Raw genomic sequence first — 26,083 nt, forward strand, 5'->3', positions numbered from 1 at the left:
TGCGTGCCCTGGGCACCCTGCGGACCCTGCGTACCGACGCCCGTATCGCCCTGCGAACCCTGCGGGCCCTGCACACCCTGCGTGCCCTGCGGACCCTGCGTACCGACACCCGCATCGCCCTGCGAACCCTGCGCACCCTGCGGACCCTGCGCGCCGACACCCGTATCGCCCTGCGCACCCTGCGCACCCTGCGGACCCTGCGCGCCGACACCCGTATCGCCCTGCGCACCCTGCGGGCCCTGCGCACCCTGGGCACCCTGCGGGCCCTGCGCACCCCACGGACCCTGCGGACCCTGCGGACCCCACGGACCCTGCGGACCCCTCTCTCCTCGCTCTCCCTTCGGCCCGCGGTGCTTGTCATTGTCCCGGTCACGGTCAGCGGAAACGGGCCCGTTGGGGCCAGGCGGTCGGACGCTGCGCTCGGTTCCAGTCTTGTAGATCGTGTCGGCGAGGGCCGCAGCGCTCGGGGCGACGTTGAGCACTACGGCAAGTGTGCTCGCCGACACCAAGGTGGAGGTTTTCAGCCAAGAAATGCGGATATTTTTGCGACCCACCAGGGGACCTTCCTCATCGAACTTGAAGTGCGCAAACCGCAATTACACGCAATCTCGTGGGTGTACTCAATTCGCACGCATCTCACATGACCCATTGGCGCGGGTAAAGCTATTCTTCTGCGTCGCCGAACCGGTGATCGCGACCCGTCCGTGTCGTAATCGAAGATCACCCAAACGGCAGTAGAGTCGCCTGCGTATCTGTCGTGATCCACCTGGTCAGATCAGATAGCAGTACGACTGCGACTGGACCCACTGCTTTGCCGCGGTTTCCTGACCACAGAAGCCGGGGACTGCGCATTACGAGTTGGCCGATCTTGGTCCGCGGCCGTCCATCAGTGTCAGCTGCGCGGCGTGGATGCGCCGGACAGAGCGCCTGCGAGGCCTCAACGAACGCGGACGAACCGCCCTGGACTGAGCGGCGATTGAGACCGCGACTCATTCGCCCCAAACGCGATCAGCTCCCGTGGCATTGGTGTCGGAGCGCAGGCCTGTCGATTTACATCCGTCGCCGCCCCCTGCAGTCGGGGCTGCCTCGTTGGGAACGCTACATTTGGCCTCTCCGGGGCCGGGTTCTGGCTGCCCTACCGCCCGTGGGGCTCTGAGGAGGAAAGGTCGGCGACGAGCACCATCACCCCGATGATGAGCAGGTACTGCGTACCCTTGGCGAGCGCACCGATGACGCCGAGTACCACCGCCACGATGAAGGCAGTGCCGCTCGTCGGGGTGGATACCCAGTGGTGGACAACGTCGAAGGGCCCCACCGTGAGGTGGGGCCCTTCGACGTATTGCCCGGTGAGAGCTATGACGGAGGATACGAGATTCGAACTCGTGAGGGGTTGCCCCCCAACACGCTTTCCAACTGTCCGCGTCCCCGTTCTATGGCGTTCGGAGGCGTTCGCGCGGCAACTCAGACGGGGTACGCGTACAACGGTGAACGCCAATGGCCATAGGCGCATCGGACAAAGACCAGGACAAAAGAAGGCCAACGCCTGGGGGCAGGCACTGAACCGCTGGCGGAGGCCGGATGGGTCACCGCCCCGGACAACCTCTCCCACATGACCCCGGACCTGTCCGACGCGATGTACTGCACTGTCACCGGCATCGAGAACGTCAAGCGCGCCCTGTTCACCGGCGGGGACGTCTACCGCGTCGGCTGCCCCGCCCCTGCTCCTCACCGGCATCGACGTCGGCGTCATCCGCCCCGACCTCGCCGAACGCCTCCTGCCACTGCGATTGGAGCGGCCCAAGGTCCGGCGCACCGAAGCGGAACTGTGGGCGGAGTACGCAGAGGCTCTGCCCGTCGTCCTCGGCTCGCTCCTGGACCTCGCGGTCAAGGTCCGCGCGGTCGCGGCGGAGACCCCCACAGACCTGCGATTGGCGGACTTCGCCCGCCTGTGCGCGCAACTCGACGCAGCGACCGGGCTCGGAACTCTCACGGCGTACCGGGCCAGTCTGGACGACCTGAACGACGACGTGATCGAGGGCGACCTCCTCGCCCAGACCGTCCTCAAGCACGCCGACACCATCGAACCCGGCAGCGCGCAGCGGATGACAGGTCCGGGGTCAGCGTCGCTGTTCTCCAGCGACGGGGAAGAGGCGAGGATGAACGCGCTGATCGAACAGGGGCTGCCAGAGCACGAGAGCGGCGCCGAGGGGCCGTGAATCCTGACCGCAGGTTGGCCGCAGGCGCTGGTCAGAGAGGGGAAACCAACGAATCAGGGTGAGACAGGGGCATGCGGAAGGGGTGCCGCTCCGGAGAGTGGCACCCCTTCTGACCTGCAAGCTTCTGACCTGCAACGCGGTGGGTGTGGGATTTGAACCCACGGTGGCTCGCGCCACGACGGTTTTCAAGACCGTTCCCTTAGGCCGCTCGGGCAACCCACCCCGCACCGACCGAGATCGGCGCGGGGAACAGAGTAACCGGTCAGCACGCGCGCGTGCGGGTCAGTTGTCGCCCACGCGGGAGCCCAGGGTCATTTCGACCGTGTGTTCCGAGCCGCCCCGCTTGTAGGTGACCTGGACCTTGTCGCCGGGCTTGTGGGTCCAGATCTCGCCGATCAGGGTGGGGCCGCTGTCGATCACCGAGTCGTCGAGCTTGGTGATGACGTCACCGGGCTTGAGGCCGGCCTTGTCGGCGGGGCCGCCCGACTCGACCGCGGCCGCGCCGCCCGAGCCGGAGTCGGTGATCTGCGCGCCGGCGCTGCTGTCCTCCAGGGACACCGACGCGCCGATCTTCGCGTAGACCGGCTTGCCGGTCCGGATCAGCTGCTGGGCCACGTACTTGGCCTGATTGATCGGGATGGCGAAGCCGAGGCCGATCGAGCCCGACTGCCCGGTGCTGCCCAGGCCGCCGCTGGAGGAGGACTGGATCGCGGAGTTGATGCCGATCACCGCGCCGGAGGCGTTCAGCAGCGGGCCGCCGGAGTTGCCCGGGTTGATGGAGGCGTCGGTCTGCAGGGCGCTCATGTAGGACGCCTTGCTGGTGGAACTGCCGTCGCTGGAGGCGACCGGACGGTTCTTGGCGCTGATGATGCCCGTGGTGACCGTGTTGGACAGGCCGAAGGGAGCGCCGATCGCGATCGTCTCGTCGCCGACCGCCACGTTGTCCGAGTTGCCGAGGGCGAGCGGCTTGAGGTCCGACGGCGGGTTCTTGAGCTTGATGACCGCGACGTCGTAGCCCTGTGCGTGGCCGACGACCTCGGCGTCGTACTTCTTGCCGTCCGGGAAGGTCGCGGTCAGCTTGCCGCCGTCCAGGGCGTCCGCGACCACGTGGTTGTTGGTGACGATGTGGCCCTGGGTGTCGAAGACGAACCCGGTGCCGGTGCCGCCCTCGCCGCTCGTGGACTCGGCCTCGATGGTGACCGTGCTGGGCAGCGCCTTGTTGGCGACCGCCGCGATGGTGCCGGCGGCCCGCTTGACCTGGGTGGCGCCGCCGTCCGTGGAGGCGGAGACGGTCGTGGAGCCCACGTCGTCGTTGTTCTTGGCCAGGGTGTAGCCGAGGCCGCCGCCGATGCCGCCCGCGACCAGCGCGGCCACCAGGACGGCGGCGATCAGGCCGCCGCGCCCGCCGCCCTTCTTCGGCGCGGCCTGCGGCTGCTGGAACGGCTGGTGCGGGTACTGCTGGTGCTGCTGGTCGTACGACGAGCCCCAGCCCGCGCCGACGCCGGCGGCCGCCCCGGTGCCCGCACCCGCGCCCGGGTCCGCGTAGGAAGGCGTCGCGGGGGGCGGGGGCGGCCAGGAACCCTCGGGGGCCCGCGGTGCGGCGTAGGGGTCACCCGCGGGCGCGCTCTGGGGCGCCGACGGGATCGGAGCGGTCGGCGCTTCCCCGCCGTCGGACGCGGCTGCGTGCGGCGAAGCAGCGGGAGACGTCGGCGGCACGGGAGGTGCGGACGGGGCCGGAGGTACCGGGTTTCCCTCGTTCTCGGTGCTCACAGCTTCTCTCCTCGGTCCACGGCTTTTCGTCTCGGTCGCACTCGGTCATGCTCTTTCACGCTTGCTGTCGGCCCGGCGCGATTCGGCTGAGCATGTGCTTTTGTATGCCGTCAGCTTTTCCCACCGGCCGTCAGGGCACCATAAGCGGTTGCTGTGGGTACACCGACAACCTTTATATAGGGCCTGTCCGACAAAAGTTCCCTTTGTCTGCATCCGGGATGCCCCCACGTACGCCCGCGCGGTGGCACCATGTCGCGGTGACCCACGCACCACAGCATCGCATTCAGGTCGTCGCCCACCGCGGGGCCTCCGAGGACGCCCCCGAGCACACCCTCGCCGCCTACAAGAAGGCCATCGAGGACGGCGCCGACGCTCTGGAGTGCGACGTACGGCTGACCGCGGACGGCCACCTGGTCTGCGTCCACGACCGCCGGGTCAACCGTACGTCCAACGGGCGCGGAGCGGTGTCGGCGCTGGAGCTCGCGGAGCTGGCCGCCCTGGACTTCGGCGCCTGGCGGAAGGGACCGGCCTGGCGGGGGCGGGACGAGGAGCCCGAATGGGAGATCCGGCCCGAGGACCGCGGGGACACCTCCGTACTCACGCTGGAGCGGTTGCTGGAGCTGGTCGCGGATGCCGGGCGGCGGGTGGAGCTGGCGATCGAGACCAAGCACCCCACGCGGTGGGCGGGACAGGTCGAGGAGCGGCTGATGGTCCTGCTGAAGCGGTTCGGCCTCGACGCTCCGGCCACGACGGCCGAGTCGCAGGTGCGGGTCATGAGCTTCTCCGCACGGTCGCTGCAACGGGTGCGGGCGGCCTCACCGACGCTGCCGACGGTCTACCTGCTGCAGTTCCTCTCGCCGCGGCTGCGCGACGGCCGGCTGCCGGCCGGGGTGCGGATCGCGGGCCCCTCGATCCGGATCGTGCGCAACCACCCCTCCTACATCGAGCGGCTGAAGCGGAACGGCCACCAGGTGCACGTCTGGACGGTGAACGAGCCGGAGGACGTGGATCTGTGCATGGAGCTCGGTATCGACGCGATCATCACCAACCGGCCAGGGGCGGTGCTGCGGCGGCAGGGCCGGTGAGCCGGGGGCGGGCTTTCTGACCGAGACTCAGATAAATAGTCACGTAAGGAATCCCGTTACCCCTTGACCCCACAGCCCACTCACACCATCCTCACGTATCGGCCACACCATCGAAATCAAGCCACACGTAGCCATACCTGGGGGACATGGCGACGAACCCGTCACAGGGAGTGCTCCGGCGCGTTCTGTCCGTATTCGCTCTTCGCGAGTGCGTCACCGGGCATTCATTGGCCGGTTTCCGGTTCAGGCCGATGGGGCATCCACACCGTGGCGTGGGGCAAAGGAGGTCTCGGGGGTGGCGTTGGTGGTGGCACAGGAAGTGCCCACGTCGTCGAGCATGGCCGTTCCCCATGGCCCTGCGGGCGTGGGGAAGGCGAGGCACCGTATGCGCGATCAGCTGCGCACCGGTGGCGTATCGGAATCGGTCATCGATGATGCCGTACTCATCCTTTCCGAACTTCTGAGCAATGCGTGCAAGCACGGGCGTCCGCTGGGTGACGCGCTGGCCGGGGACGGCGACGTCCGGGCCGCCTGGCAGGTGGACACGCTCGGCAGGCTGATCGTCGAGGTGACGGACGGCGGCGGACCGACCCGTCCCTCTCCCATGACCCCCTCGGTCACGGCGCACGGCGGCCGCGGGCTGAACATCATCACGGCCCTGGCGGACGACTGGGGGGTCCGGGACGACGCCCGCGGCGAGGTGACGGTCTGGGTCGTGGTCCACAAGGACGTGAGCGATCCGGACGTCGGGGTCCACCGCGACGCCTTCGCCGCGCGCGTCATGACGCCCGCGGCCCCGGAGCGGGCGGGCCTGGGCTTCGCCGAGGCGTTCGAGGACCTGGACTGACCGCACCGCACCGCACCGCACCGCACCGGCCCGGACGGGCGGACACGGGCGGACACGGACCTTCACGAACCCCGGCCTGGACCGGCCTGGACCGGCCCGTGCGTACGGGCCCGGAACCGGCCGTGCCGACCCGTCCGACGGCGCCCGCCCCGCGGCTCCGTCCACAGGTACCCGTGGCCCGGGGCGTGAACGGCTAGGCTCCCGCCAGTACGAGACGAGCCGTAACCGGGAGACACCCAGATGGCCAAGAAGCGACCCCAGACACAGCTCAGCGATGCAGCCCGGGCCGGAGGCGCTGATGGAGACTTTCCGGTGGTCGGTGCCCGCGAACCCTGCCCCTGCGGCAGTGGCCGGCGCTACAAGGCCTGCCACGGCCGCGCGGCCGCACACGCGGCGACCGAGCTGGTGCACCGCCCGTTCGAGGGGCTGGCCGGCGAGGGCGACTGGGTGGCACTGCGTGAGCTGGTCCCCGCCGCCACGGTCGAGCTGACCCTCAAGGAGGGCCTGCCCGAGGGCGTTCCCTCGGTCACGCTCGCGACGGTGCTGCCGATGGCGTGGCCCGCGCTGCGGCGCGAGGACGGCACCGTCCTCCTCGGCCTGCAGAACGACACGTCGTCCGGTGACATCAGCCGCGACCTCGCCGACACCCTCCAGCGCGCCCTCGCCGCCGAGCCGGGCACCCCGGTGCAGGGCCGCCGCGCCCCCGCCGACAGCCCCCGGCTGCAGGACCTGCTCGACCCCGAGGGCTCGTTCGTGCCGGTCGTGCACGAGGGCTTCGAGTTCTGGGTGCAGGACGCGGCGAACGCCACCCCCGAGGTGACCGCCTCCCTGGAGCGGGCCAACGCGGCCGCCATCCCGACGGTGAAGCTGACCGGCGTGGACTCCGCCTACTGGTGCGAGACGCCCGAGAAGAACCATCTGCGGTGGGTCATGCCGTATCCCGAGGAGCAGCTTCTGGACGCTCTCGCGCGGCTGCACGCGGCGGGCAGGTCCAACCTCGGCGAGGGGACCCGGCTGGTCGGTTCCTTCCGCGCCCACGGTCTCACCGTGCCGGTCTGGGACCTGCCGAGCGGGGTCGGCGCCGAGGACGTGGAGAAGCCGGCCGCCGAGTTCGCCGAGCGGCTCGCGACCGCTCTGGCCTCGGAGGCACCGCTCACGGCGGACGAGCGCCGGGCCCGTGGCGGACTGACCAACCGGCAGGTCACGCTCAGCTGACGATCAAGACCGGCGGAGGGACGCGGCTGACCGACCGGTCAGCCGCTCCGGGCCCGCCGACCCGGGTGACTCCCGTCACAACTTCCCTACATGGCAAGCAAATACGTGTCCGAATGACCGAGACCGAATTTGCGAACCGCCGATCTCTTGTTACCGTCTCAGTAGCCCGGTTGCTGGTGCATCCCCCGTCGCCAGCAACCGGGCCTTTTCATGCCCGAGCCCGGTGTACGGACCGTAGCGATACGTCAACTACCGTTTGAATCACCGAAGTTGCTCCCGCCCGAGCCGGCGTCCTCGTGTCCGGCGCCGCCCTCGGAGCCGGTCCCGGAGTCAGCCACGGAGCCGCTCACCGAGCCGTCCGCGGAGTCGTTCGCGGAGTTGCTGGCGCTGCGCAACAGCAGCGGTCCGTCGCCGTCGCGCGCCGCGAACTCCGCGACGGCCGTGTAGGCGTCCAGCGTGCCCCGCGTGCGCTCCCGGGGCGTCTCACAGGTGGCGGGCTCGTCGGCGGCGTCCGCGGCGCAGTGCGTCTGCACGGTGCGGCCGCGCGGGCCCATGAGGCTCAGCACGGACTCCAGGTCCGCCCCGGTGGCGTTGCGGTAGTAGGTGCGCGCCCAGGTGTCCGCGCCCTGGGCCATCACGCAGGTCTGCGCCTCCACTCCGCCGGGGGAGGTGAGTTCGGGACCGCAACGGGCGGCCGTGGCCAGGCCCAGGCCGAGCACCAGGGGGGAGCGGACGGGCGCCGGCAGCTTCTCGTCGTCGTTCCGGGCGGGGTGTCCGGTGGCGGCGTCGCCCACCTGTCCCGCGGACGCCACGGCCAGCGGGAGCGCGACCGCGCACACCATGATGCCCGCGAGGGCGACCAGACGTAGTCGGGGGTCTGGGGGTCGCCCCCCAGAATTACGCAGCATGTGCGGAAGATAACCAGCGAGGCGCGAGAAGCCGTGATCTCGCGCCCGACACCCTTACAACTCGGGTGCGTTCACACCCGTACGGGTGAGGGCGTCGATCACGGCGTCCACCACGGCCTCCACATCGGGCACCCAGGGCTTGGCCGAGCCGGGCAGCGGGGCCCGCTCCCAGCGGATGGCGCCCTGGCCGGTCTCCGAGGGCGGCAGGGCGAGATAGCCGCCCTCGCCGTGGAAGCGCAGCGAGCCGGGGACGAAGTCCTTGGCGTACAGCAACTCGCCCAGCTGCTCCATGGAGTACGGCTTGACGAGCAGCGCCCAGCGCGTGGGCGCCGCGACCACCGGGCCGAGACGCATGCCGCGACGGTCGAGAAGAGTGAGGGCGTGGGAGGCCGCGAGCGCGGGCAGACTGACCGCGCAGGGCGCCTTGCCGCCGGCGGCTCCGGTGGCGAGGACGATCGGGGCGGCCGGCCGGTTGCCCCACCACCAGCGCACCATGCGCTCGTCGGTGGTGGCCGCGAGCAGGCCGGGGTCGAAGGGGTGCGCACCGGGCACCGTGCACTCCGGGTCGGGGCAGGCACAGCGGGCCCGGCCCTGCGGGTCCGGAGCCACACCGGGGAGTACGGGCCACTGCCATTCCGTAGCGAAGGTCAGGGCCGCGCCGAGAAACTCAGACCCCTTGTCTTTCCGCCTGGACAGGAGCCTGCGTCGCCTTCCGAGGATCTCGCGCATGAGCGCTCGTTCCTTTCCGTTGCACCGCTGGCAACACCGTGGACCACATCACATCATGTGTCGATCACTTCACTGTGCGTACCTGTTGGCGCATCACACCCCTGCGCTGGCAAGGGGAACCCCGAGGGGCCGAGCCGGGGGCCGCGCCCGCATCCAATACTGCGTCTATCAAAAGCACGGCCACGGCGTGGGGGTGGCGAAGTCTGGCGTTTTGCCGTTCAGAGTGTTTCTCTCCGCCGCCGCCACGGGAGGATGGGGCACGGTCGTCGGTGGTTAAGACGCCCGGGTCCGTCGCCAGGTTCCGGGTGATCCCCAACCACCCCTGGCCTTCTCCGAGTACGTACCCATCACGACCGCTGTGACGCTCCGTGGAGCAAGGCCAGTCGACCGCAATGAACCGTTGCCCGAGTCAGTTTTAAGCCAACTTTGCTTTTGTGCAAGCCATCCGGGAGAAGTCACCGGAAGGCTCACGGACACCAGGAATCCCGGCAGGACAATGCTGGACATCTCCTTACGAGTGCGTGTACATGTGGAGACACTGCTAGCGGCGCAGGAAGACATGGGGGTTTGCGATGCTTTTGAGCAATACGCACGGGTCTGAAAGCCGGACACGATGAACGCCCCCCACCCTCCGAAAGTGGCTGGAATCGATTCAACGGTCCCCACGCCCGCACAGACTGTCGCCCCCGTTCCCCCCGCCCCGGGCGCACCTCCCGTCCCGAAGGCCCCCGCCGTACCGGCGCCCGGCACCCTCCTCCAGGACCGGCTGGCCGGGTGGGTCTCCGACCTCACCACGCTGCACGAACTGACCGAACGGCTCGCCCGCACCGACGGACTGGAGTCCGCTCTCCAGGAACTGCTGCGCGCCGGTGCCGGACTCGTGGGTGCCCGGCGCGGACTCGTGGCGCTGGAGCCCGCCGCCGGCCTCGGCCGGCACACCACGCTCGGCCTCGGGCTCGGCCGCGCGGACCTCGGGCACCTGGAGACCGTGCCGGCCGGCGCACTGCCGTACGACGCCGGCACCGCCGCCGAGATCGTCCACCCCGACCTGTTCGCCGAGGACGGCCTCGACCCCCGGCACCGCGAGGTCGCCGCCCGCCTCGGCTACGCCGCCAGCTACGCGCTCCCCCTGACCACCGACGCGGCCGCCCGTCTGGGCGCGGTCCTGTGGCTGTACGACGAGCCGGCCGAACCGAACGAGCGTCAGCGCCACCTCATCGGCCTCTACGTCCGCTTCGCCGCCGAACACCTGGCCCGGCTGCTGGAAGTCGAGCGCACGCGCGCGTGCATGGCGACCATCGCCGAGGAGCTGCTCCCCTCCCGGCTGCCCCGGGTGGCCGGCGTCCAGCTCGCCGCCCGGCACCGCACCGGCCCGCGCGGCGGCGGCGACTGGTACGACGCGCTGCCGCTGCCCGACGCCGCCCTCGGCCTCGCGGTCGGCTCGGTCACCGGGTCCGGGCCCAGCGCGGTGGCCGCCATGGGCCGGCTGCGGGCCTCCCTGCGGGCGTACGCGGTGATGGAGGGCGAGGACCCGGTCGCGGTCCTCTCCGACCTCGAACTGCTGCTGCGGCTGACCGAGCCGGCCCGCTCCGCCACCGCCCTGTTCGCCTACTGCGAGCCCGCCCTGCGCAAGGTGACCCTGGCCGGGGCCGGACACAGCCCGCCGCTACTGATCGGGGAGCACCGCACCGAGTTCGCCGAGACGTCGGTCTCGGCGCCGCTCGGGATGCTGGCCTGCTGGGAGGCGCCCAGCGTGGAGATCGAGGCCGAGGCCGGGGAGACCGTGCTCTTCTACACGGACGGGCTGCTGCACCGCACCGGCGACCCCATGGACCGCGCCTTCGCCCGGCTGCACACGGCGGCCGCGAGCATCCCGCGCGCGCTGCGCCACGACCCGGGCGTGATCGCCGACCACGTGCTGCGCACGGTGCTGCCGGGCGGGCTGGACTCGGCGGACAGCACTGAGGACGTGGTGCTGCTCGCGGCTCGTTTTGACTGACCGGTCAGCCGAAAGGCCAGGTCAAACGGGAGAGAACCGTCCGGCCCTGGGTCACCGTTCAGTACGACCGTACGATGGACGGGATTCAGTGCAGTGTCGAGGAGGATGACCGTGGCCGACGAGCTCAACCCGGCAGTACCAGATGTGGCCGCTGACGCGGCGGGCTCGGAAGCGGAGCCGGAAGAGCCGGTGAAGCAGCGCAAGAACGGCTTGTACCCGGGTGTCTCCGACGAACTCGCCGAGAGCATGAGGTCCGGCTGGGCCGACACGGAGCTGCGCGACCTCAAGCCCGTCGAACAGGCCGAGCACACCGCCCGCCGCCGCGCGGAGCTGTCCGCCCGCTTCCCGGGCGAGCGCCTGGTGATCCCGGCCGGCAACCTGAAGACCCGCTCCAACGACACGGACTACCCGTTCCGCGCGTCGGTCGAGTACGTCTACCTCACCGGCAACCAGACGGAGGACGGCGTACTCGTCCTGGAGCCGAAGGACGACGGCCACGTGGCCACCGTCTACCTGCTGCCCCGCTCCGACCGCGACAACGGTGAGTTCTGGCTCTCCGGGCAGGGTGAGCTGTGGGTGGGCCGCCGCCACTCCCTGACCGAGTCCGAGGCTCTCTACGGCATCCCCGCCGCCGACGTCCGTGAACTCGCCGACACCCTGCGCGAGGCCACCGGCCCGGTCCGGGTCGTGCGCGGGTACGACACCGGCATCGAGGCCGCACTGACCGACAAGGTCACCGCCGAGCGCGACGAGGAACTGCGCGTCTTCCTGTCCGAGGCCCGGCTGGTCAAGGACGACTGGGAGGTCGGCGAGCTGCAGAAGGCCGTCGACTCCACGGTCCGCGGCTTCGAGGACGTGGTGAAGGTCCTCGACAAGGCCGAGGCCACGTCCGAGCGCTACATCGAGGGCACGTTCTTCCTCCGCGCGCGCGTGGAGGGCAACGACATCGGCTACGGCTCCATCTGCGCCGCCGGCCCGCACGCCTGCACGCTGCACTGGGTCCGCAACGACGGTCCGGTGCGCTCGGGCGACCTGCTCCTGCTGGACGCCGGCGTGGAGACGCACAGCCTCTACACCGCCGACGTCACACGCACGCTGCCGATCAACGGCACGTACAGCGAGCTGCAGAAGAAGGTCTACGACGCGGTGTACGACGCCCAGGAGGCCGGCATCGCGGCGGTGAAGCCGGGCGCCAAGTACCGCGACTTCCACGACGCCGCACAGCGGGTGCTGGCCGAGCGGCTGGTCGAGTGGGGGCTCGTGGAGGGGCCGGTCGAGCGGGTGCTGGAGCTCGGGCTGCAGCGCCGGTGGACGCTGCACGGGACAGGCCACATGCTCGGCCTCGACGTCCACGACTGCGCCGCCGCGCGGACCGAGACGTACGTGGAGGGCGTCCTCGAAGCGGGCATGGTGCTGACCGTCGAGCCGGGGCTGTACTTCCAGGCCGACGACCTGACCGTGCCGGAGGAGTACCGCGGGGTCGGCGTCCGGATCGAGGACGACATCCTCGTGACGGCCGACGGGAACCGGAACCTGTCCGCGGGGCTACCTCGGCGGTCGGACGAGGTCGAGAGCTGGATGGCTTCGCTGAAGAGCTGACGGTGTGAGGTGACTGGCCGGGTACCGAAGCGTGTGCCCGGCCATCGTTGCGTTCCGTGGGTGAGCGGGGGTGGTCGCGCGGTTACCCGCGCCCCTGTCGGGGCGATGCAGACAGCGCGTCCAAGAAGAGCGCGCCCGCCGTCAGGCCCGCGCTGCCCCTCGGCCTCCAGCCGCGCTCGCGCAGGTCGGTGTCGAGGGCTGTGAGTGCCGTCGAGCCCGCCTCCGTCGCCGTGCCGCCCGCCTCCAGTCCCCTCCGGGGCGCCCGCCTGTACGCGGCGCAGGCCGAACGGGCCCGCGGCATGGAGGAGTTCCGTGTCCTGCAGGGTGGACATCACCGTCAGCAGGGCGTCGAGACGGGCCTGGTTCTCGGTGGCGCCCGCCGTACGTGGCGGAGACCGACGAACCCCGGGAGGGGCGCCTGGGAGCGCCCCTGTCGTCGAAGGCGGCGATCCTGCGGGCCGTGGCGGCGGTCTCGCGGACTTTGGCCCGGCGGTCCAGGGCGGCCGCGGCGCCCAGGAGGTCCAGGGCCCACAGGGCGCCCCGGTGACCGCCACCGGCCAGTGCGACCGAGTGCTCGGTGGACCGGCCGATCGCGCCCGGCTCCGCCCGCAGCACCGGTGAGGCTTCCGCGTCGGTGCCGGCCTCGGTCACATCGGCGAAGGCCGACTGGAGGCCGGCGACCGCGAGGCCGCCGGCCGCCACCGTGCCGCCGGAGACCACGAGGGCGCGGCGGCGGGTGATCGACGTGTCTTTGTGGTTTCCCGTCATGGCCGACGAAGCCAGGAAGGCGGTTTGTCAGGGGCGTGGGCAGGGGCCGGCAACCGGCTGTGAACGCCCAGGGAACTGAAGTCGGCGGAAAAGCACTGGTCCCAGAGGTCCGACACCGCTGTCGCAGAGGTCCGGCGACGTGGTCACAGGGCCGGATCGCGGTCGTGCAGGACCCGCTGGAACAGCCGGCTGTCCCGCCATTTTCCGTTGATGTGGAGATACTGCGGCGCATCGCCGATCGTCTCGAATCCGCATTTCTTCAGCACGCGTTGCGAGGTCGTGTTGTCGATCAGGGTGGACGCCTCGATACGGTGAAGTCCCAAGTCGTCCCGGGCGATCTCGCAGACCCGCTCCAGGGCCGCACTGGCCAGCCCGCGGCCCTGCTGGTCGCCTGCCACCCAATAGCCGACGTACGAACTGCAGAAAGGGCCCAGGGAAATTCCCGAAAGGGTGATCGCGCCGACGATCCCGCGGTCCCGCGCGGCCTCCATGACCCAGGGGACCATGATCCCGTCGGCAGCCTGTCTCAGCAGGCCGTCGATGCGTTCGGCCTGCCCCTCGACGGTGAAGAAGGACTCGGGTCTGACCGGCTCCCAGGGTTCGAGATGCTTTCGGTTGCGGACGTACGCGGCGGACAGCGGTTCCGCATCGCCGACGGCAATGGGACGCAATATCACGCCGGACAGGATTGCCTTTTCTTTGATCTTTTCGAGAATCATGCGCGCACCCTAGCGCGCAGGTTATGCAGGGGGGAGAGTCATGCCGAAAGCAGAGAAGGATCTTTGGTCCACTTGAGGATCTTGTCGAAGCTGACCACCGTGCCGTCGCGGCCCGGCTTGTTGCCGATGTGGACGTGATCGGCCAGTTCTCTGATCAGACAGAGCCCTCTGCCGTGCTCGGCGTCGGGTCGGGCGGGCCTGATCTCCTGGGTGCGGGTGAATCCGGGGCCGAGCCCCGGGCCCGAGTCGGCCACTTCGATACGGCACTTCTCGCCGTCCAGATAGGCGGTGACCCGGTACGCCTCCGAGGGGCGGCCCGCCCCGCCGTGCTCCACCGCGTTCGCACAGGCCTCGCTGAGGGCCACGGAGAGGTCGTAGGAGATCTCGGGGTCGACGCCCGCCGTCTCCATCGTGCCGATCAGCAGCCGCCGGGCGAGCGGAACGCTCGCGGCCTCACGCCGCAGATGGAGTGACCACCAGATGCTCATGCTCCAGCCTCCTGGCCGCGGCTCGACATACCGATACCTATTGCCATCCGTGCGCGGGTGTAAGCACTCCGTTCATGTGAGAACGCCCATCCGGTGGATGCGCCCCGGGAGGTTTCGGTGTATGAGCGGGTGGTTCACGACAAGAGTGATCTTCCGGTTCTTTCTCCCCTTTCACATGTAAACGAATCTTGTGGACCTGCCGTATGGGGGGCACCGGCCCAGTGCGATGATGAGCGCGCCATGAACGCCCCCCACCCGCGCGCGGCGCGCACCGGAAGCGGACTGCGGCTCCTGCGGGCCGCGGTGTTCGCCGCGCTCTGTGTCGTGCTGGCCGCGGCGGGGCACACACTGGCGTCCTGCGCGACCGTCCCGCTGTGGACGCTCGGCGCCGGCTTCCTGGGCACCTTGGCACTCGTCGCCCCGCTCACCGGGCGGGCCCGCACGCTGCCGGGGATCGTGGCGCTCCTCGCGGTCGTTCAGACCACGCTGCACACGCTGTTCGGGCTCGGCCAGCACGGCGGCGCGGCGATGCCGGGCGGCTCGATGTCGATGTCGATGTCGTCGATGAACGCGATGAACTCGATGTCGTCGATGCCGGCCATGTCGGCGAGTGACGCCTCGCTGGTCGAGCGGGCCGCACGACTGGTGTGCGGGGCCGGCGCGGCGCAGCTCAGCCCCGCACACGCCTACAAGATCCTCTCCGACGCGCACCTCAGCACCGCCGTCCCGGCTCCGACCGCGGGCCTGAACGGCGCGGCCCGTGCGGCGGACGCCACCGGGGCCGCCGGCTCGTTGCTGCCCTCCGTGCCCATGCTGCTCGGACACCTCCTCGCCGCCGTCGTCGCCGGATGGCTGCTGCGCCGGGGCGACCTGGCGCTGCTGCGGCTGATCGACCTGTCGGCGCACGGAGTCGCCGAGGGGGCGCTCGTGCGTTCCCTGCGCGGGGCGCTCGCGCTGACGCGGGCTCTGCGCGCCGGGCTCGTGGCCGCACCCGAGGCGCCCGCCCGCAGCCGTCGCAGCACCCGGGACGAGCCGCCCGCGCCGCACACCGTCGCACTCCAGCACTCCGTGATCCGGCGCGGGCCGCCCCGGCCCGCCGCCGTACTCGTTCTCGCCGCCTGACGCGACGCGACCGGAGCACTCCCGGGATCTGTCCGGATCCGGAGGGGCCCGCCGCCGTCGCGCGGCACGCGCGCGTGCGCATCGGCTGCCCGCGCGCCCCCCTAGACGACAGAACTCACTCGGAGTGGAGTGCTCCCTGCCATGAAGGCTTTCCGTGTCATGAAGGCTTCTCGTTCCGCCGCGGCCGTCGCCGCCGTAGCGGGCACGGCCGTCCTGGCCGTCTCCTCGCCCGCGTTCGCCCACGTCAGCGTGCAGCCCGAGGGCACAGCCGCCAAGGGCGGTTACGCGGTCATCGACTTCAAGGTCCCCAACGAGCGCGACAACGCCTCGACGACCAAGGTCGAGGTCAACTTCCCCGCCGACCACCCGCTCGCCTCCGTCATGCCGCAGCCGATGGCCGGCTGGAAGATCGAGGTCACCAAGTCCAAGCTGGCCAAGCCGTTGGAGATGCACGGCGAGAAGATCTCCGAGGCGGTCACCAAGGTCACCTGGACCGCCGCGGACAAGGGCATCGAGCCCGGCTACTTCCAGAAGTTCCCGCTCTCCGTGGGCGCCCTGCCCGAGGACACCGACGAACTGGTCTTCAAGGCGATCCAGACGTACTCCAACAACGAGGTCGTCCGCTGGATCGAGGTCCAGCAGAAGGGCCAGGAGGAACCGGAGAACCCGGCCCCGGCCCTCGCGCTGTCCGCCGCCACCGACGACCACCACGGGACCACCACCGCCGAGGACACCGCGGCCAAGACCGAGACCACGGCCTCCGGCGACTCCGGCTCCTCCGGCGGCAGTGACACCACCGCCCGCGTCCTGGGCGTCGTCGGCATCGTGGTCGGCGCGGCCGGGGTCGCCTACGGCGTCCTCGCCGGCCGCCGCCGGTCCACCGGCTCCGAGGCCTGAGCTCCACGTCCGTCACGCGCACAGGGGGCCGTGCGAGGCTGTCGAGGCTCCGACAGCTCTCGTACGCCCCGGTAGCTCTCGTACGCCCCCGGTGCGCGCCGGATCTCTCACATCTGGGACATTTTCCTATGCGCAAGAAGACGTTCGCCGCGGCCGCCCTGCTCGCCGCCGCCACTCTGGCCCTCTCCGCCTGCGGCAGCGGCGACGACGCCAAGTCACCCGTCACCGTCGTCGCCGGGGACACCTCGAACAAGGCCGCGACCGTCCTGGACCAGCCGTTCGCGAAGCCCGATCTGGTGCTCACCGACACCCAGGGCAAGAAGTACGACCTGCGTGCCGAGACCAAGGGCCGGCCGACGCTCATCTACTTCGGCTACACGCACTGCCCCGACGTCTGCCCCCTGACCATGAACAACCTCGCGGTCGCCAAGAAGGCGCTGTCCAAGGCCGACCAGGCCGGACTGCGGGTCGTGTTCGTCACCACCGACCCCGGCCGCGACACCCCGGCCGAACTCGGCAAGTGGCTCAGGGGTATCGACCCTCAGTTCATCGGCCTGACCGGCGACTTCTCCACCATTCAGGCCGGCGCCCGCGCCATCGGCATCTCCATCGAGCCGACCCACAAGGACAAGAAGACCGGCAAGACCGTCTCGGTGCACGGCACTCAGGTCATGGCGTTCTCACCGAAGACCGACGGCGGATACGTCCTCTACGACGAGGACGCCACGGTCGACGACTACACCAAGGACCTCCCCAAGCTGATCAAGGGGGAGAACCCGTGAGGCGCCCGGCCCTGAAGCTCCCGGCGCCGACCGGGCGGCGGCTCGCCCTGACCGGCGTCGCCTCGGCCGGCATAGCCCTGACGGGCGCGCTGGTCCTCGCGGGCTGCGGCGGCTCGGACACCGCGGGCTCCTCGGGAACCGAACTCTCCGTCGGCGCCTCCTACATGCCCCAGCCGGTCTCCGCCGACATGGCCGCCGGATTCCTGACGATCACCAACAAGAGCGCCACCGACGACGAGCTGACGTCCGTCACCAGCGACTCCGCCGGTGAGGTCACCATGCACGAGACCAACGGCGGTGCGATGGAGGAGGTCGGCTCCTTCGAGGTGCCCGCCCACGGTCAACTCGTGTTCAAAAGCGGTGGCAACCACCTGATGTTCGAAAAGCTGAAGCGGCGGCCGAAACAGGGCGACACGATCACCCTGAGACTGAAGTTCGCCGAATCCGGTCCGCTCACCGTCGAGATGCCGGTGAAGTCCGCCACGTACAACCCGTCGACCGGACACTGAGGGAGGGACCGACCTTGACGCGGACCATCACCCCCCGCCTGCGCACGCTGGTACTGCTGTTCCTCGCCGTCACCGGCGCGCTGCTGGCCGGCGCCGGGCCGGCCTCCGCGCATGCCGCGCTGACCGGCAGCGACCCCGCCCAGGGGGTGGTGGTTCCGAAGGCACCCGACCAGGTCTCGCTCACGTTCTCCGAGAACGTGTCGCTGAACGACGACTCGATCCGGGTCCTCGACCCCAGGGGCAAGCGGGTCGACCTGGCCAAGCCGGACAGCCTGACCGGGACGACCTACGGCGTCCGGCTCAGGAGCGGACTGGGCAGGGGCACGTACACCGTCGCCTGGCAGGTCGTCTCGGCGGACAGCCATCCCGTCGCCGGCGCCTACACCTTCTCCGTCGGCGCACCCTCCGCGACCGTCGCCTCGGTCGGGGACCAGGGCGCGGGCGGCGGGGTCGTCGGCTGGCTCTACGGCTTCGGGCGGTACATGTCGTACGCCGGGTACATCGTGCTCGTCGGCGGCGCCGCCTTCGTCCTCGCCTGCTGGCAGCGCGGCGCCGGCGTACAGGCCATGCAACGGCTGGTCGTCGGCGGCTGGCTGACGCTCACCGCGGCCACCCTCTGGCTGCTGCTCCTGCGCGGCTCCTACACCACCTCCGGCAGCCTCGGCGACGTCGTCGACCTCAACCTGCTCGGCCAGGTCCTCCAGACCAAGCCCGGCGCGGCCCTGGTCTCCCGGCTGCTGCTGCTCGCGGCCGCCGCGCTGTTCATCGCCGTCCTCTTCGGGGCCTACGACAAGCGCGAGGAGGGCGCGGAGAAGCGCGACCTGACCTTCGGGCTCGCCATCGGCGGAACCGTCGTGGCCGCCGGGCTCGCGGCGAGCTGGGCGATGGCGGAACACGCCTCCACCGGGCTCCAGCCGGGCATCGCGATGCCGGTCGACGTCGTCCACCTGCTCGCCGTCGCCACCTGGCTGGGCGGTCTGACCGCCCTGCTGGTCGCCCTCTACCGGGCCCCGGCCGACAGCCCCGTCGGCTCCACCGCCGTACGGCGCTTCTCCGGCGTCGCCTTCGGCAGCGTGGTGACGCTGGTCGGCACCGGCGTCTACCAGTCCTGGCGCCAGCTCGGCTCCTGGTCGGCGTTCACCGACACGGCCTACGGACAGCTGCTGCTGGTCAAGATCGCCCTGGTGGCCCTCCTGGTCGGCATCGCGTCCATCTCCCGGCGGTGGACGGGACGGCTCGCGCACACGGCCGTGACGGACACCGAGACGGACACCGCGGCAGACACGGAGACGGAGACGGAGACGCCGGCGGAATCGGCCGAGGCGGAGGGGAAGCGGGAGACCGTCAAGGCGTCGTCAGCCACGAAGGAGGCTTCGGTCACGTCGGGCCCGACCGGTGTATCCGGCGCATCCGGCGTCAAGGCTTCCGTCAAGGACGCCTCCGCCGACGACACCTCCGCCGACGACACCTCCGCGGACCCCGACCGCGTCGCTCAGCTGGCCAGGCAGCACGCCGCCAGGGACGCCGCCCGGCGGAAGCGCGCCCGGGACGCCGATCCCAACCGGTTCGGACTGCGCCGCTCGGTGCTCGCCGAGGCCGGGGTCGCCGTCGCCCTGCTCGCCGTCACGACCGTGCTGACCCAGACCGAACCGGGCCGCACCGAGCAGGACGCCAAGGACGCCGCGGCGGCGTCCTCCTCCTCGTCCTCGGCGTCCACCTCGTCCTCGGGAGCGCTGACCCTCGACATGTCCTTCGACACGGGCGGCAAGGACGGCAAGGGTGTCGTCCGCGTCGACCTCGACCCGGCGACCGTGGGGCTCAACGAGATGCACGTCTACGTCCAGCGTCCCAACGGCCGGGCCTTCGACATCCCCGAGGTGAAGGTCGCCTTCACACTCGCCGCCAAGAAGATCGGGCCGCTCCCCGTGGCCCCCGACCACGTCACCACCGGTCACTGGGCCGCCGACGGCGTGCAGATCCCCATGGCCGGCGACTGGCAGGTCTCCGTGACCGTACGGACCTCCGACATCGACCAGGTGACCGTCTCCAAGAACGCGCAGATCGGCTGAACCGCACCATGGCTGAACCGTCCCAGTCCCTCCGTCCCCAGGTCACCGCGGAGAGCCCGTCGTCTCCCCCGGCCGCGGGCCTCAGCCGGCGCGCGCTGCTCGGCACCGCCGGGGCCACCGGACTCGTGCTCGGCGCGGCGGCGGGCGCGGGCGTCGGCTACGCGGCCGCCCCCGCCCAGGCCACCCCGCTCAGCTCGGTGGGCTCCGACCGGGCGATGTTTCACGGGAAACATCAGCCCGGCATCACCGAGGGTCTCCAGGCGCGCGGCCATCTCGTCGCCTTCGACCTGGCGGCCGGCGCGGGTCGGAAGGAGGCCGCCGCGCTGCTGCGCCGCTGGTCGACGACGGCCCAGCGGCTGATGGCGGGGGAGCCGATGACGCAGGACGACACGGATGTGGCCCGTGACGCCGGTCCCTCGTCGCTGACCGTCACCTTCGGCTTCGGCAACAGCTTCTTCGCCCGTACCGGCCTGGAGAAGCAGCGCCCGGCCGCCCTGGATCCGCTGCCCGACTTCTCCTCCGACCACCTCGACTCCTCGCGCAGCAACGGGGATCTGTGGGTGCAGATCGGCGCCGACGACGCCCTGGTCGCCTTCCACGCGCTGCGTGCCGTCCAGAAGGACGCGGGCAGCGCGGCCAGGGTCCGCTGGCAGATGAACGGCTTCAACCGCACTCCGGGCGCCACCGCCCACCCCATGACGGCCCGCAACCTCATGGGCCAGCTGGACGGCACGCGCAATCCGAAGCCGGCGGAGTCCGACTTCGACAGAAGGATCTTCGTGCCGGCCTCCGGTTCGAACGACCCGGCCTGGATGGCGAACGGCTCCTACGCCGTCGTACGCCGGATCCGCATGCTCCTCGACGACTGGGAGAAGCTGTCGCTCGCGGCCCAGGAGGACGTCATCGGGCGCAGGAAGTCGAACGGGGCACCGCTGTCCGGGGGCACCGAGACGACGGCGATGGACCTGGAGAAGGCCAGGGCCGACGGCGAGTACGTCGTCCCGATCAACGCCCACGCCCGGATCACCCGGCCCGACCAGAACGGGGGCGCGGCCATCCTGCGGCGCCCGTTCTCCTACCACGACGGCATCGACGCCGACGGAACGCCGGACGCGGGGCTCCTCTTCGTCTGCTGGCAGGCGGATCCGCTGCGCGGGTTCGTCCCGGTGCAGCGGAAACTGGACCGCGGGGACGCGCTCTCCCAGTACATCCGGCACGAGGCGAGCGGACTGTTCGCGGTGCCGGGCGGGGCGGCCGACGGGGAGTACGTGGGGCAGCGGCTGCTGGAGGGCTGAGCGACCGGACAGGTGCGTGTCCGGGTTTCAAACCACCCGGTCGAGTGGATCCGACGGGACGGGCGAGCCCCGCTCCCCTGCGCCCATTAGGGTGAGGGACATGCCAGCGAGCTATGCGTATCTCGGCCCCGAAGGCACCTTCACCGAGGTCGCCCTGCGCACGCTTCCGGAGTCGGCCACCCGGGAGCTGATCCCCTACGTCTCCGTGCAGTCCGCGCTGGACGCGGTGCGGGGCGGCGAGGCCGAGGCCGCGTTCGTCCCGATCGAGAACTCCGTCGAGGGCGGGGTCACCACCACCCTCGACGAGCTGGTCGCGGGCGAGCCGCTGACGATCTACCGCGAGGTGCTGCTGTCGATCACCTTCGCGCTGCTGGTCCGCCCGGGCACCAAGCTCTCCGACATCAAGACGGTGACCGCGCACCCGGTCGCCCAGCCGCAGGTCCGCAACTGGCTGCGGGCCCACCTGCCCAACGCCGTCTGGGAGTCCGCCGCCTCGAACGCGGACGGCGCCCGGCTGGTGCAGGAAGGCCGGTTCGACGCCGCGTTCGCCGGTGAGTTCGCCGCCGAGCGGTACGGCCTGGAGGCTCTGCAGACCGAGATCCACGACGCGGAGAACGCGCAGACCCGGTTCGTCCTGGTCGGCCGTCCGGCCCGGCCCGCCGCCCCGACCGGGGCGGACAAGACCTCGGTCGTGCTCTGGCAGAACGACGACCACCCCGGAGGGCTGCGCGACCTGCTCGGCGAGTTCGCCACCCGGGGCATCAACCTGATGCTGCTGCAGTCCCGGCCCACCGGAGCCGGCATCGGCAACTACTGCTTCTGCATCGACGCCGAGGGGCACATCTCCGACCGCCGGGTGGCGGAGGCCCTGATGGGGCTGAAGCGGATCTGCCGCCAGGTGCGGTTCCTCGGCTCGTACCCGCGTGCCGACGTCAGGCCGGGCGAGGCAGTGGGCCCGGCGCGACCGGGGACGTCCGACGAGGAGTTCATGGCGGCCTCGGACTGGGTGGCGCGCTGCCAGGACGGCCGTTTCTAACCGGCCACACGTTCATATCTTCGTTATCCACAGGAGTTATCCACAGGCGCTCAGCTCGACCTGGGGACAAGTCGACAGCAGCACCTGACCCTGTCGACAAATCGGCCCGGAGTGCACCGACGAGCCGGCGATCACTCGCATCACCCTTCGTCCACTCGTTTCCCATGGTTCATCTTTTGGAGCGATGCCTTTCCACTCGAAAGTGGGTGTTGTCCAGGTTTGGACGGGGAATCCCTCTCTTCACGCGCGAGTTACGGAGTGATCAATTCCGGAGTCCACACCTCGTCCACACACCCTGTGGATAACTCTCCGGAAGGCTTCGGCCCCTGTGGACAACCAGGCCCCCAAATCCCGTTCCCCACAAGGGAATCAAGTCAACCGCAGGCCGCCCGCGTGCTCCGTCTCGGGGAGTGAGACACTTTTTATTGACACGCTTGGCAATTCCCCCATAACGGAACGTAAGCCGCGATTCGGAACACGGGTCAATAGTGATTAGTGGGGGGCAACCCCACACCGGTAGCCTTGGCTCCGTGATTGACCTACGTCTGCTCCGTGAGGACCCCGACCGTGTGCGCGCGTCCCAGCGCGCCCGTGGAGAGGACGTCGCGCTCGTCGACGCCCTCCTCTCCGCCGACGAGCGGCGCAGGTCCTCCGGCGTCCGCTTCGACGAGCTGCGCAACGAGCAGAAGTCGCTCGGCAAGCTCATCCCCAAGGCCTCCGCCGACGAGAAGGCCGAGCTGCTGAAGCAGGCCGAGCAGCTGAAGGCCGACGTCAAGGCCGCCGACGCCGAGCGCGACGCCGCCGACGCCGAGACCCACGAGCTGCTGCTCAGGCTCGGCAACCTCGTCCACCCCGACGTGCCCGTCGGCGGCGAGGAGGACTTCGTCACCCTCGAGGAACACGGCACGATCCGCGACTTCGGTGCCGAGGGGTTCGAGCCCAAGGACCACCTGGAGCTGGGCCAGCTGCTGGGCGCGATCGACGTCGAGCGCGGCGCCAAGGTCTCCGGCTCCCGCTTCTACTTCCTGACCGGTGTCGGCGCCCTCCTGGAGCTGGCCCTGGTCAACGCGGCGATCGCGCAGGCCACCGAGGCCGGCTTCACTCCGATGCTGACCCCGGCGCTGGTCCGGCCGCAGTCCATGGCGGGCACCGGCTTCCTCGGCCAGGCGGCCCAGGACGTCTACCACCTCGACAAGGACGACCTTTACCTGGTCGGCACTTCCGAGGTGCCCCTCGCCGCATACCACATGGACGAGATCATCGACGCGGAGCGCCTCCCGCTGCGCTACGCCGGGTTCTCGCCCTGCTTCCGCCGCGAGGCGGGTTCGCACGGCAAGGACACCAAGGGCATCTTCCGCGTCCACCAGTTCGACAAGGTCGAGATGTTCTCCTACGTCGCCCCCGGCGACTCTGAGGCGGAGCACCAGCGCCTGCTGGCCTGGGAGAAGCAGTGGCTGAGCTCGCTGGAACTGCCGTTCCGCGTGATCGACGTGGCCACCGGTGACCTCGGCTCCTCCGCCGCCCGCAAGTTCGACTGCGAGGCGTGGATCCCGACGCAGGGCAAGTACCGCGAGCTGACGTCGACCTCGGACTGCACCGAGTTCCAGTCCCGCCGGCTGTCGATCCGGGTCCGTGACGGCAAGCAGGTCAAGCCGCTGGCCACGCTGAACGGCACGCTGTGCGCCGTACCGCGCACGATCGTGGCCATCCTGGAGAACCACCAGCTGGCCGACGGTTCGGTCCGGGTCCCCGAGGTACTGCGCCCCTACCTGGGCGGCCGGGAGGTCCTGGAGCCGGTGTCCCGGTGAGCTTCCCTTACGGGCTCATCGCCACCGACCTGGACGGAACGCTCCTCGGCGCCGACGAGTCGATCTCGCGGCGCACCCGTGACGCGCTCGCCGCGGCCACCGCGGCGGGCGCCGCGCACATCGTCGTCACCGGCCGCGCGGTCCCCTGGACCCGGCACATCCTCGACGACCTCGGCTACCACGGCCTCGCCGTGTGCGGTCAGGGCGCGCAGTTGTACGACGCCGGGTCGCACCGTCTGCTGACGTCCGTGACGCTGGACCGCCGGCTGGCCGGGGTCGCCCTGGCGAAGATCGAGGCGGAGGTCGGGCCGCTGTACCTCGCCGCGAGCCGCGACGGCCTCGAGGGCGAGGTGCTGGTGGGGCCGGGGTACGCGGTGACGGGTCACCTCCCGTCGACCCCCTTCATGGACGTGGCCGACCTCTGGGCGGCCCCGCTGAACAAGATCTACATACAGCACCCGACGCTGTCCGACGACGAGCTGGCGGAGGCCGCACGGCAGGGGGCCGGGGGCTTCGTCACGGTGGCGATGGCCGGCGAGGGGATCGTCGAGCTGCTGCCGCTGGGTCTGTCGAAGGCGACCGGCCTCTCCCTGGCCGCACGCCGGCTGGGCCTCAAGTCCGCCGACACGATCGCCTTCGGCGACATGCCGAACGACATCCCGATGTTCGCGTGGGCCTCGTACGGGGTGGCCATGGCCAATGCGCACGAGGAACTCAAGTCCGTGGCCCACGAGGTGACGTCCTCCAACGAGGAGGACGGAATCGCGGTGGTCGTGGAGCGTCTGCTGGGCTGAGGCGCGGAGGATGCACGAATCGAACGTGCGCGGGCTTTCCAGACCCGACCTTGACTTGCCCTGAATGAAGCACAGCGCAAGCCAGTGCCTTACCACTCGGCCAATCCTCCGGGTGGGCGGCCCACGCGAGAGCGACGTCGCGTGCTCGAAGCGGCCGCCCCGGGCAGCTACACGGCGATCCGCCGACGGCTGCCCTGACGGGAGCGGGACGTACTGTCGTGCATGGACATCGTCCGGCTCCTCTCCCGGCTCATGGGCTGACACAACAACTGTGCCCTTGGGCCGAGTTGGCCGCCACTGATTTAAAGGGCCCGCCGCAGCGCCCGTCAGGGGCGCGGGGCTGTGCCGATATACCGCCCCGCCGGGTGGGCACGACGGCCCACCGCCGGCTCGCGGCCGAGGAACTGCTTACCGGCGCCACCACTTGCGCCGGGCCTTGCTGAAGAACCACCCCGCCGGCGGCTCGTCCGACCGCCACGGCTGGGGTTCGGGCGACTCGGCACGCCACTTGGCCGCCAGCATCCGCGCCCGCGCGGACGGCTCCGACGACTCCGCGGAGCGTATGAAGTCCTCGTTCAGCACGACACCGTCCCAGTCGGCGTCCCCGGAACCGTCCGTCATCCCCGTTCCTCTCCGCCCGCCGTCCCCCTTGCCCAGTGTGCCAGGCAAGGGGTGAAGCCCTCGTCAATAAAGGGGGCGTCTACTCCTCGCCCGCCAGCGTCAGCGAGCGCAGCTTCTGGCCGGCGTACCAGGTGGCCAGGACCGTCACCGCGACCAGCAGCACGGTGGCCGTCGTCAGGGACACGTCGGACGTGACCAGTTCGCCGCCCGTCACCTTGTGGGCGACCGCCAGCGACCACTGCTGAACGCTCAGCGTGCGCGCGCCGGGGACGAGGGAGCCGAACAGCGCCTCCCAGACCAGCGCGTAGACGAGACCGAAGACCACCGCGTGCCGGGACACCGTGCCCAGCAGCAGGAAGAGCGCCGCGTAGGCGATCGACGCGACCAGCGCGGCGACCGTGTAGGCGACGGCGATCTGCTGGCCGTTGCCGTTGAGGACGAAGCCCGCGACCAGCGTCGGCAGGGCCGAGAACACCATCGTCACGGCGATCGCCACGATCAGCTTCGTCAGGATGATCGTCGGCCGTTTGATCGGCTTGGACAGCAGATACACCACCGAGCCGTCGTCGATCTCCGGGCCGATCGCCCCGGTGCCCGCGATGACGCCGATGATCGGCACCATGGTCGCGAGAGCGAGGCCGCCGAGCAGGTCGGAGGCCGTCTGGTCGTCGGCGCCGGCGAGGCCGCGGACGACGACGGAGATCACGATGAGCAGCAGGGGCAGCGCCCCCAGGATGAGGGCCCGGCGGCGGCCGAGCAGGGCTCGATAGGTGAGCCGGGCGACTGTGGGGTCATACATCTTCGGCC

At 70.5% G+C, this 26,083-nt stretch carries 23 protein-coding genes, 2 tRNA genes and 2 pseudogenes; 16 read left to right on the forward strand and 11 right to left on the reverse strand.

Features of this window, described 5'->3' with window-relative positions:
• Positions 1-644 (forward strand): hypothetical protein (locus ACFXI4_RS16135; protein ID WP_384990929.1); only part of this gene is annotated, 644 nt, incomplete at its 5' end.
• A 491-nt stretch (positions 645-1,135) separates the two neighbouring features.
• Here ACFXI4_RS16135 and ACFXI4_RS16140 read toward each other — a convergent pair.
• Entirely contained in the window at positions 1,136-1,315 is a 180-nt protein-coding gene (locus ACFXI4_RS16140; protein WP_384990932.1) for a hypothetical protein, read from the reverse strand.
• 258 nt (positions 1,316-1,573) lie between these two features.
• Here ACFXI4_RS16140 and ACFXI4_RS16145 point away from each other — a divergent pair.
• Positions 1,574-2,216: pseudogene (locus tag ACFXI4_RS16145) on the forward strand (ATP-binding protein); the annotation flags it as partial.
• 137 nt (positions 2,217-2,353) lie between these two features.
• Here ACFXI4_RS16145 and ACFXI4_RS16150 read toward each other — a convergent pair.
• Positions 2,354-2,438, reverse strand: a tRNA-Ser gene (locus ACFXI4_RS16150).
• A gap of 60 nt (positions 2,439-2,498) precedes the next feature.
• Positions 2,499-3,986 (reverse strand): S1C family serine protease, encoded by a 1,488-nt coding sequence (locus ACFXI4_RS16155; protein ID WP_384990934.1) that lies wholly within the window; start codon positions 3,984-3,986, stop codon positions 2,499-2,501.
• 257 nt (positions 3,987-4,243) lie between these two features.
• Here ACFXI4_RS16155 and ACFXI4_RS16160 point away from each other — a divergent pair, with 257 nt between their 5' ends.
• From ACFXI4_RS16160 to ACFXI4_RS16170, 3 genes are all read left to right on the forward strand, one after another.
• Positions 4,244-5,071: a glycerophosphodiester phosphodiesterase gene (locus ACFXI4_RS16160; protein WP_362722749.1), complete on the forward strand. Its 828-nt coding sequence runs from the start codon at positions 4,244-4,246 to the stop codon at positions 5,069-5,071.
• 208 nt (positions 5,072-5,279) lie between these two features.
• A complete protein-coding gene (locus ACFXI4_RS16165; RefSeq protein WP_384990937.1) occupies positions 5,280-5,918 on the forward strand; it encodes an ATP-binding protein in 639 nt (212 codons plus the stop codon).
• Positions 5,919-6,158: 240 nt separating this feature from the next.
• Complete coding sequence (locus tag ACFXI4_RS16170; protein WP_384990940.1) at positions 6,159-7,133, forward strand: DUF5926 family protein; 975 nt, start codon at positions 6,159-6,161, stop codon at positions 7,131-7,133.
• A gap of 245 nt (positions 7,134-7,378) precedes the next feature.
• Here the strand turns inward: ACFXI4_RS16170 and ACFXI4_RS16175 are convergent, their stop codons facing one another.
• Together ACFXI4_RS16175 and ACFXI4_RS16180 are read right to left on the reverse strand one after the other, a co-directional pair.
• Positions 7,379-8,041 (reverse strand): hypothetical protein, encoded by a 663-nt coding sequence (locus tag ACFXI4_RS16175; RefSeq protein ID WP_384990943.1) that lies wholly within the window; start codon positions 8,039-8,041, stop codon positions 7,379-7,381.
• 54 nt (positions 8,042-8,095) lie between these two features.
• Positions 8,096-8,770 carry a bifunctional DNA primase/polymerase gene (locus ACFXI4_RS16180; RefSeq protein ID WP_384990946.1) on the reverse strand — a complete coding sequence of 225 codons (675 nt, stop codon included), beginning with the start codon at positions 8,768-8,770 and terminating at the stop codon, positions 8,096-8,098.
• A gap of 613 nt (positions 8,771-9,383) precedes the next feature.
• Here ACFXI4_RS16180 and ACFXI4_RS16185 point away from each other — a divergent pair.
• Positions 9,384-10,769, forward strand: coding sequence for a PP2C family protein-serine/threonine phosphatase (locus ACFXI4_RS16185; RefSeq protein WP_384990949.1), 1,386 nt, complete (start codon positions 9,384-9,386; stop codon positions 10,767-10,769).
• A gap of 105 nt (positions 10,770-10,874) precedes the next feature.
• On the forward strand, positions 10,875-12,368 hold the full coding sequence (locus ACFXI4_RS16190) for an aminopeptidase P family protein (protein ID WP_384990951.1): 1,494 nt from the start codon (positions 10,875-10,877) through the stop codon (positions 12,366-12,368).
• 82 nt (positions 12,369-12,450) lie between these two features.
• Here ACFXI4_RS16190 and ACFXI4_RS16195 read toward each other — a convergent pair.
• From ACFXI4_RS16195 to ACFXI4_RS16205, 3 genes and pseudogenes are all read right to left on the reverse strand, one after another.
• A pseudogene (locus tag ACFXI4_RS16195) lies at positions 12,451-13,136 on the reverse strand (triphosphoribosyl-dephospho-CoA synthase).
• Positions 13,137-13,279: 143 nt separating this feature from the next.
• Entirely contained in the window at positions 13,280-13,855 is a 576-nt protein-coding gene (locus tag ACFXI4_RS16200) for a GNAT family N-acetyltransferase (protein ID WP_384990954.1), read from the reverse strand.
• Between the two features lie 38 nt (positions 13,856-13,893).
• Complete coding sequence (locus ACFXI4_RS16205) at positions 13,894-14,343, reverse strand: ATP-binding protein (RefSeq protein WP_362731667.1); 450 nt, start codon at positions 14,341-14,343, stop codon at positions 13,894-13,896.
• Between the two features lie 240 nt (positions 14,344-14,583).
• Between ACFXI4_RS16205 and ACFXI4_RS16210 the strand changes: the two genes are divergently transcribed.
• From ACFXI4_RS16210 to ACFXI4_RS16250, 9 genes are all read left to right on the forward strand, one after another.
• Positions 14,584-15,465, forward strand: coding sequence for a hypothetical protein (locus tag ACFXI4_RS16210; protein ID WP_384990958.1), 882 nt, complete (start codon positions 14,584-14,586; stop codon positions 15,463-15,465).
• 159 nt (positions 15,466-15,624) lie between these two features.
• On the forward strand, positions 15,625-16,362 hold the full coding sequence (locus ACFXI4_RS16215) for a YcnI family protein (RefSeq protein WP_384990961.1): 738 nt from the start codon (positions 15,625-15,627) through the stop codon (positions 16,360-16,362).
• Positions 16,363-16,490: 128 nt separating this feature from the next.
• The gene (locus ACFXI4_RS16220) at positions 16,491-17,144 is read left to right on the forward strand and encodes an SCO family protein (RefSeq protein WP_362728325.1); all 654 of its coding nucleotides are present in this window, start codon (positions 16,491-16,493) and stop codon (positions 17,142-17,144) included.
• The gene (locus ACFXI4_RS16225) at positions 17,141-17,653 is read left to right on the forward strand and encodes a copper chaperone PCu(A)C (RefSeq protein WP_384990964.1); all 513 of its coding nucleotides are present in this window, start codon (positions 17,141-17,143) and stop codon (positions 17,651-17,653) included. Before ACFXI4_RS16220 ends, ACFXI4_RS16225 begins: the two co-directional genes overlap by 4 nt.
• Before the next feature lie 14 nt (positions 17,654-17,667).
• A complete protein-coding gene (locus ACFXI4_RS16230; protein ID WP_384990967.1) occupies positions 17,668-19,722 on the forward strand; it encodes a copper resistance protein CopC in 2,055 nt (684 codons plus the stop codon).
• Between the two features lie 8 nt (positions 19,723-19,730).
• Positions 19,731-21,017, forward strand: a complete 1,287-nt coding sequence (efeB, locus tag ACFXI4_RS16235) for an iron uptake transporter deferrochelatase/peroxidase subunit (RefSeq protein WP_384990970.1) — start codon at positions 19,731-19,733, stop codon at positions 21,015-21,017.
• A gap of 100 nt (positions 21,018-21,117) precedes the next feature.
• Positions 21,118-22,053 carry a prephenate dehydratase gene (pheA, locus tag ACFXI4_RS16240; RefSeq protein ID WP_362718846.1) on the forward strand — a complete coding sequence of 312 codons (936 nt, stop codon included), beginning with the start codon at positions 21,118-21,120 and terminating at the stop codon, positions 22,051-22,053.
• A 530-nt stretch (positions 22,054-22,583) separates the two neighbouring features.
• On the forward strand, positions 22,584-23,861 hold the full coding sequence (gene serS, locus ACFXI4_RS16245) for a serine--tRNA ligase (RefSeq protein ID WP_362718843.1): 1,278 nt from the start codon (positions 22,584-22,586) through the stop codon (positions 23,859-23,861).
• Positions 23,858-24,655: an HAD family hydrolase gene (locus tag ACFXI4_RS16250; protein ID WP_384990974.1), complete on the forward strand. Its 798-nt coding sequence runs from the start codon at positions 23,858-23,860 to the stop codon at positions 24,653-24,655. The genes serS and ACFXI4_RS16250 overlap by 4 nt, the downstream gene beginning before the upstream one ends.
• Positions 24,656-24,659: 4 nt before the next feature.
• Here ACFXI4_RS16250 and ACFXI4_RS16255 read toward each other — a convergent pair.
• From ACFXI4_RS16255 to ACFXI4_RS16265, 3 genes are all read right to left on the reverse strand, one after another.
• Positions 24,660-24,765 (reverse strand) — tRNA-OTHER (locus ACFXI4_RS16255).
• A gap of 298 nt (positions 24,766-25,063) precedes the next feature.
• Positions 25,064-25,276, reverse strand: a complete 213-nt coding sequence (locus ACFXI4_RS16260) for a hypothetical protein (RefSeq protein ID WP_362718838.1) — start codon at positions 25,274-25,276, stop codon at positions 25,064-25,066.
• 79 nt (positions 25,277-25,355) lie between these two features.
• Positions 25,356-26,075: an ABC transporter permease subunit gene (locus ACFXI4_RS16265; RefSeq protein WP_384990977.1), complete on the reverse strand. Its 720-nt coding sequence runs from the start codon at positions 26,073-26,075 to the stop codon at positions 25,356-25,358.
• Positions 26,076-26,083: the final 8 nt, after the last annotated feature.

The organism is Streptomyces sp. NPDC059224, from assembly GCF_042754285.1.
Classification (GTDB): domain Bacteria; phylum Actinomycetota; class Actinomycetes; order Streptomycetales; family Streptomycetaceae; genus Streptomyces.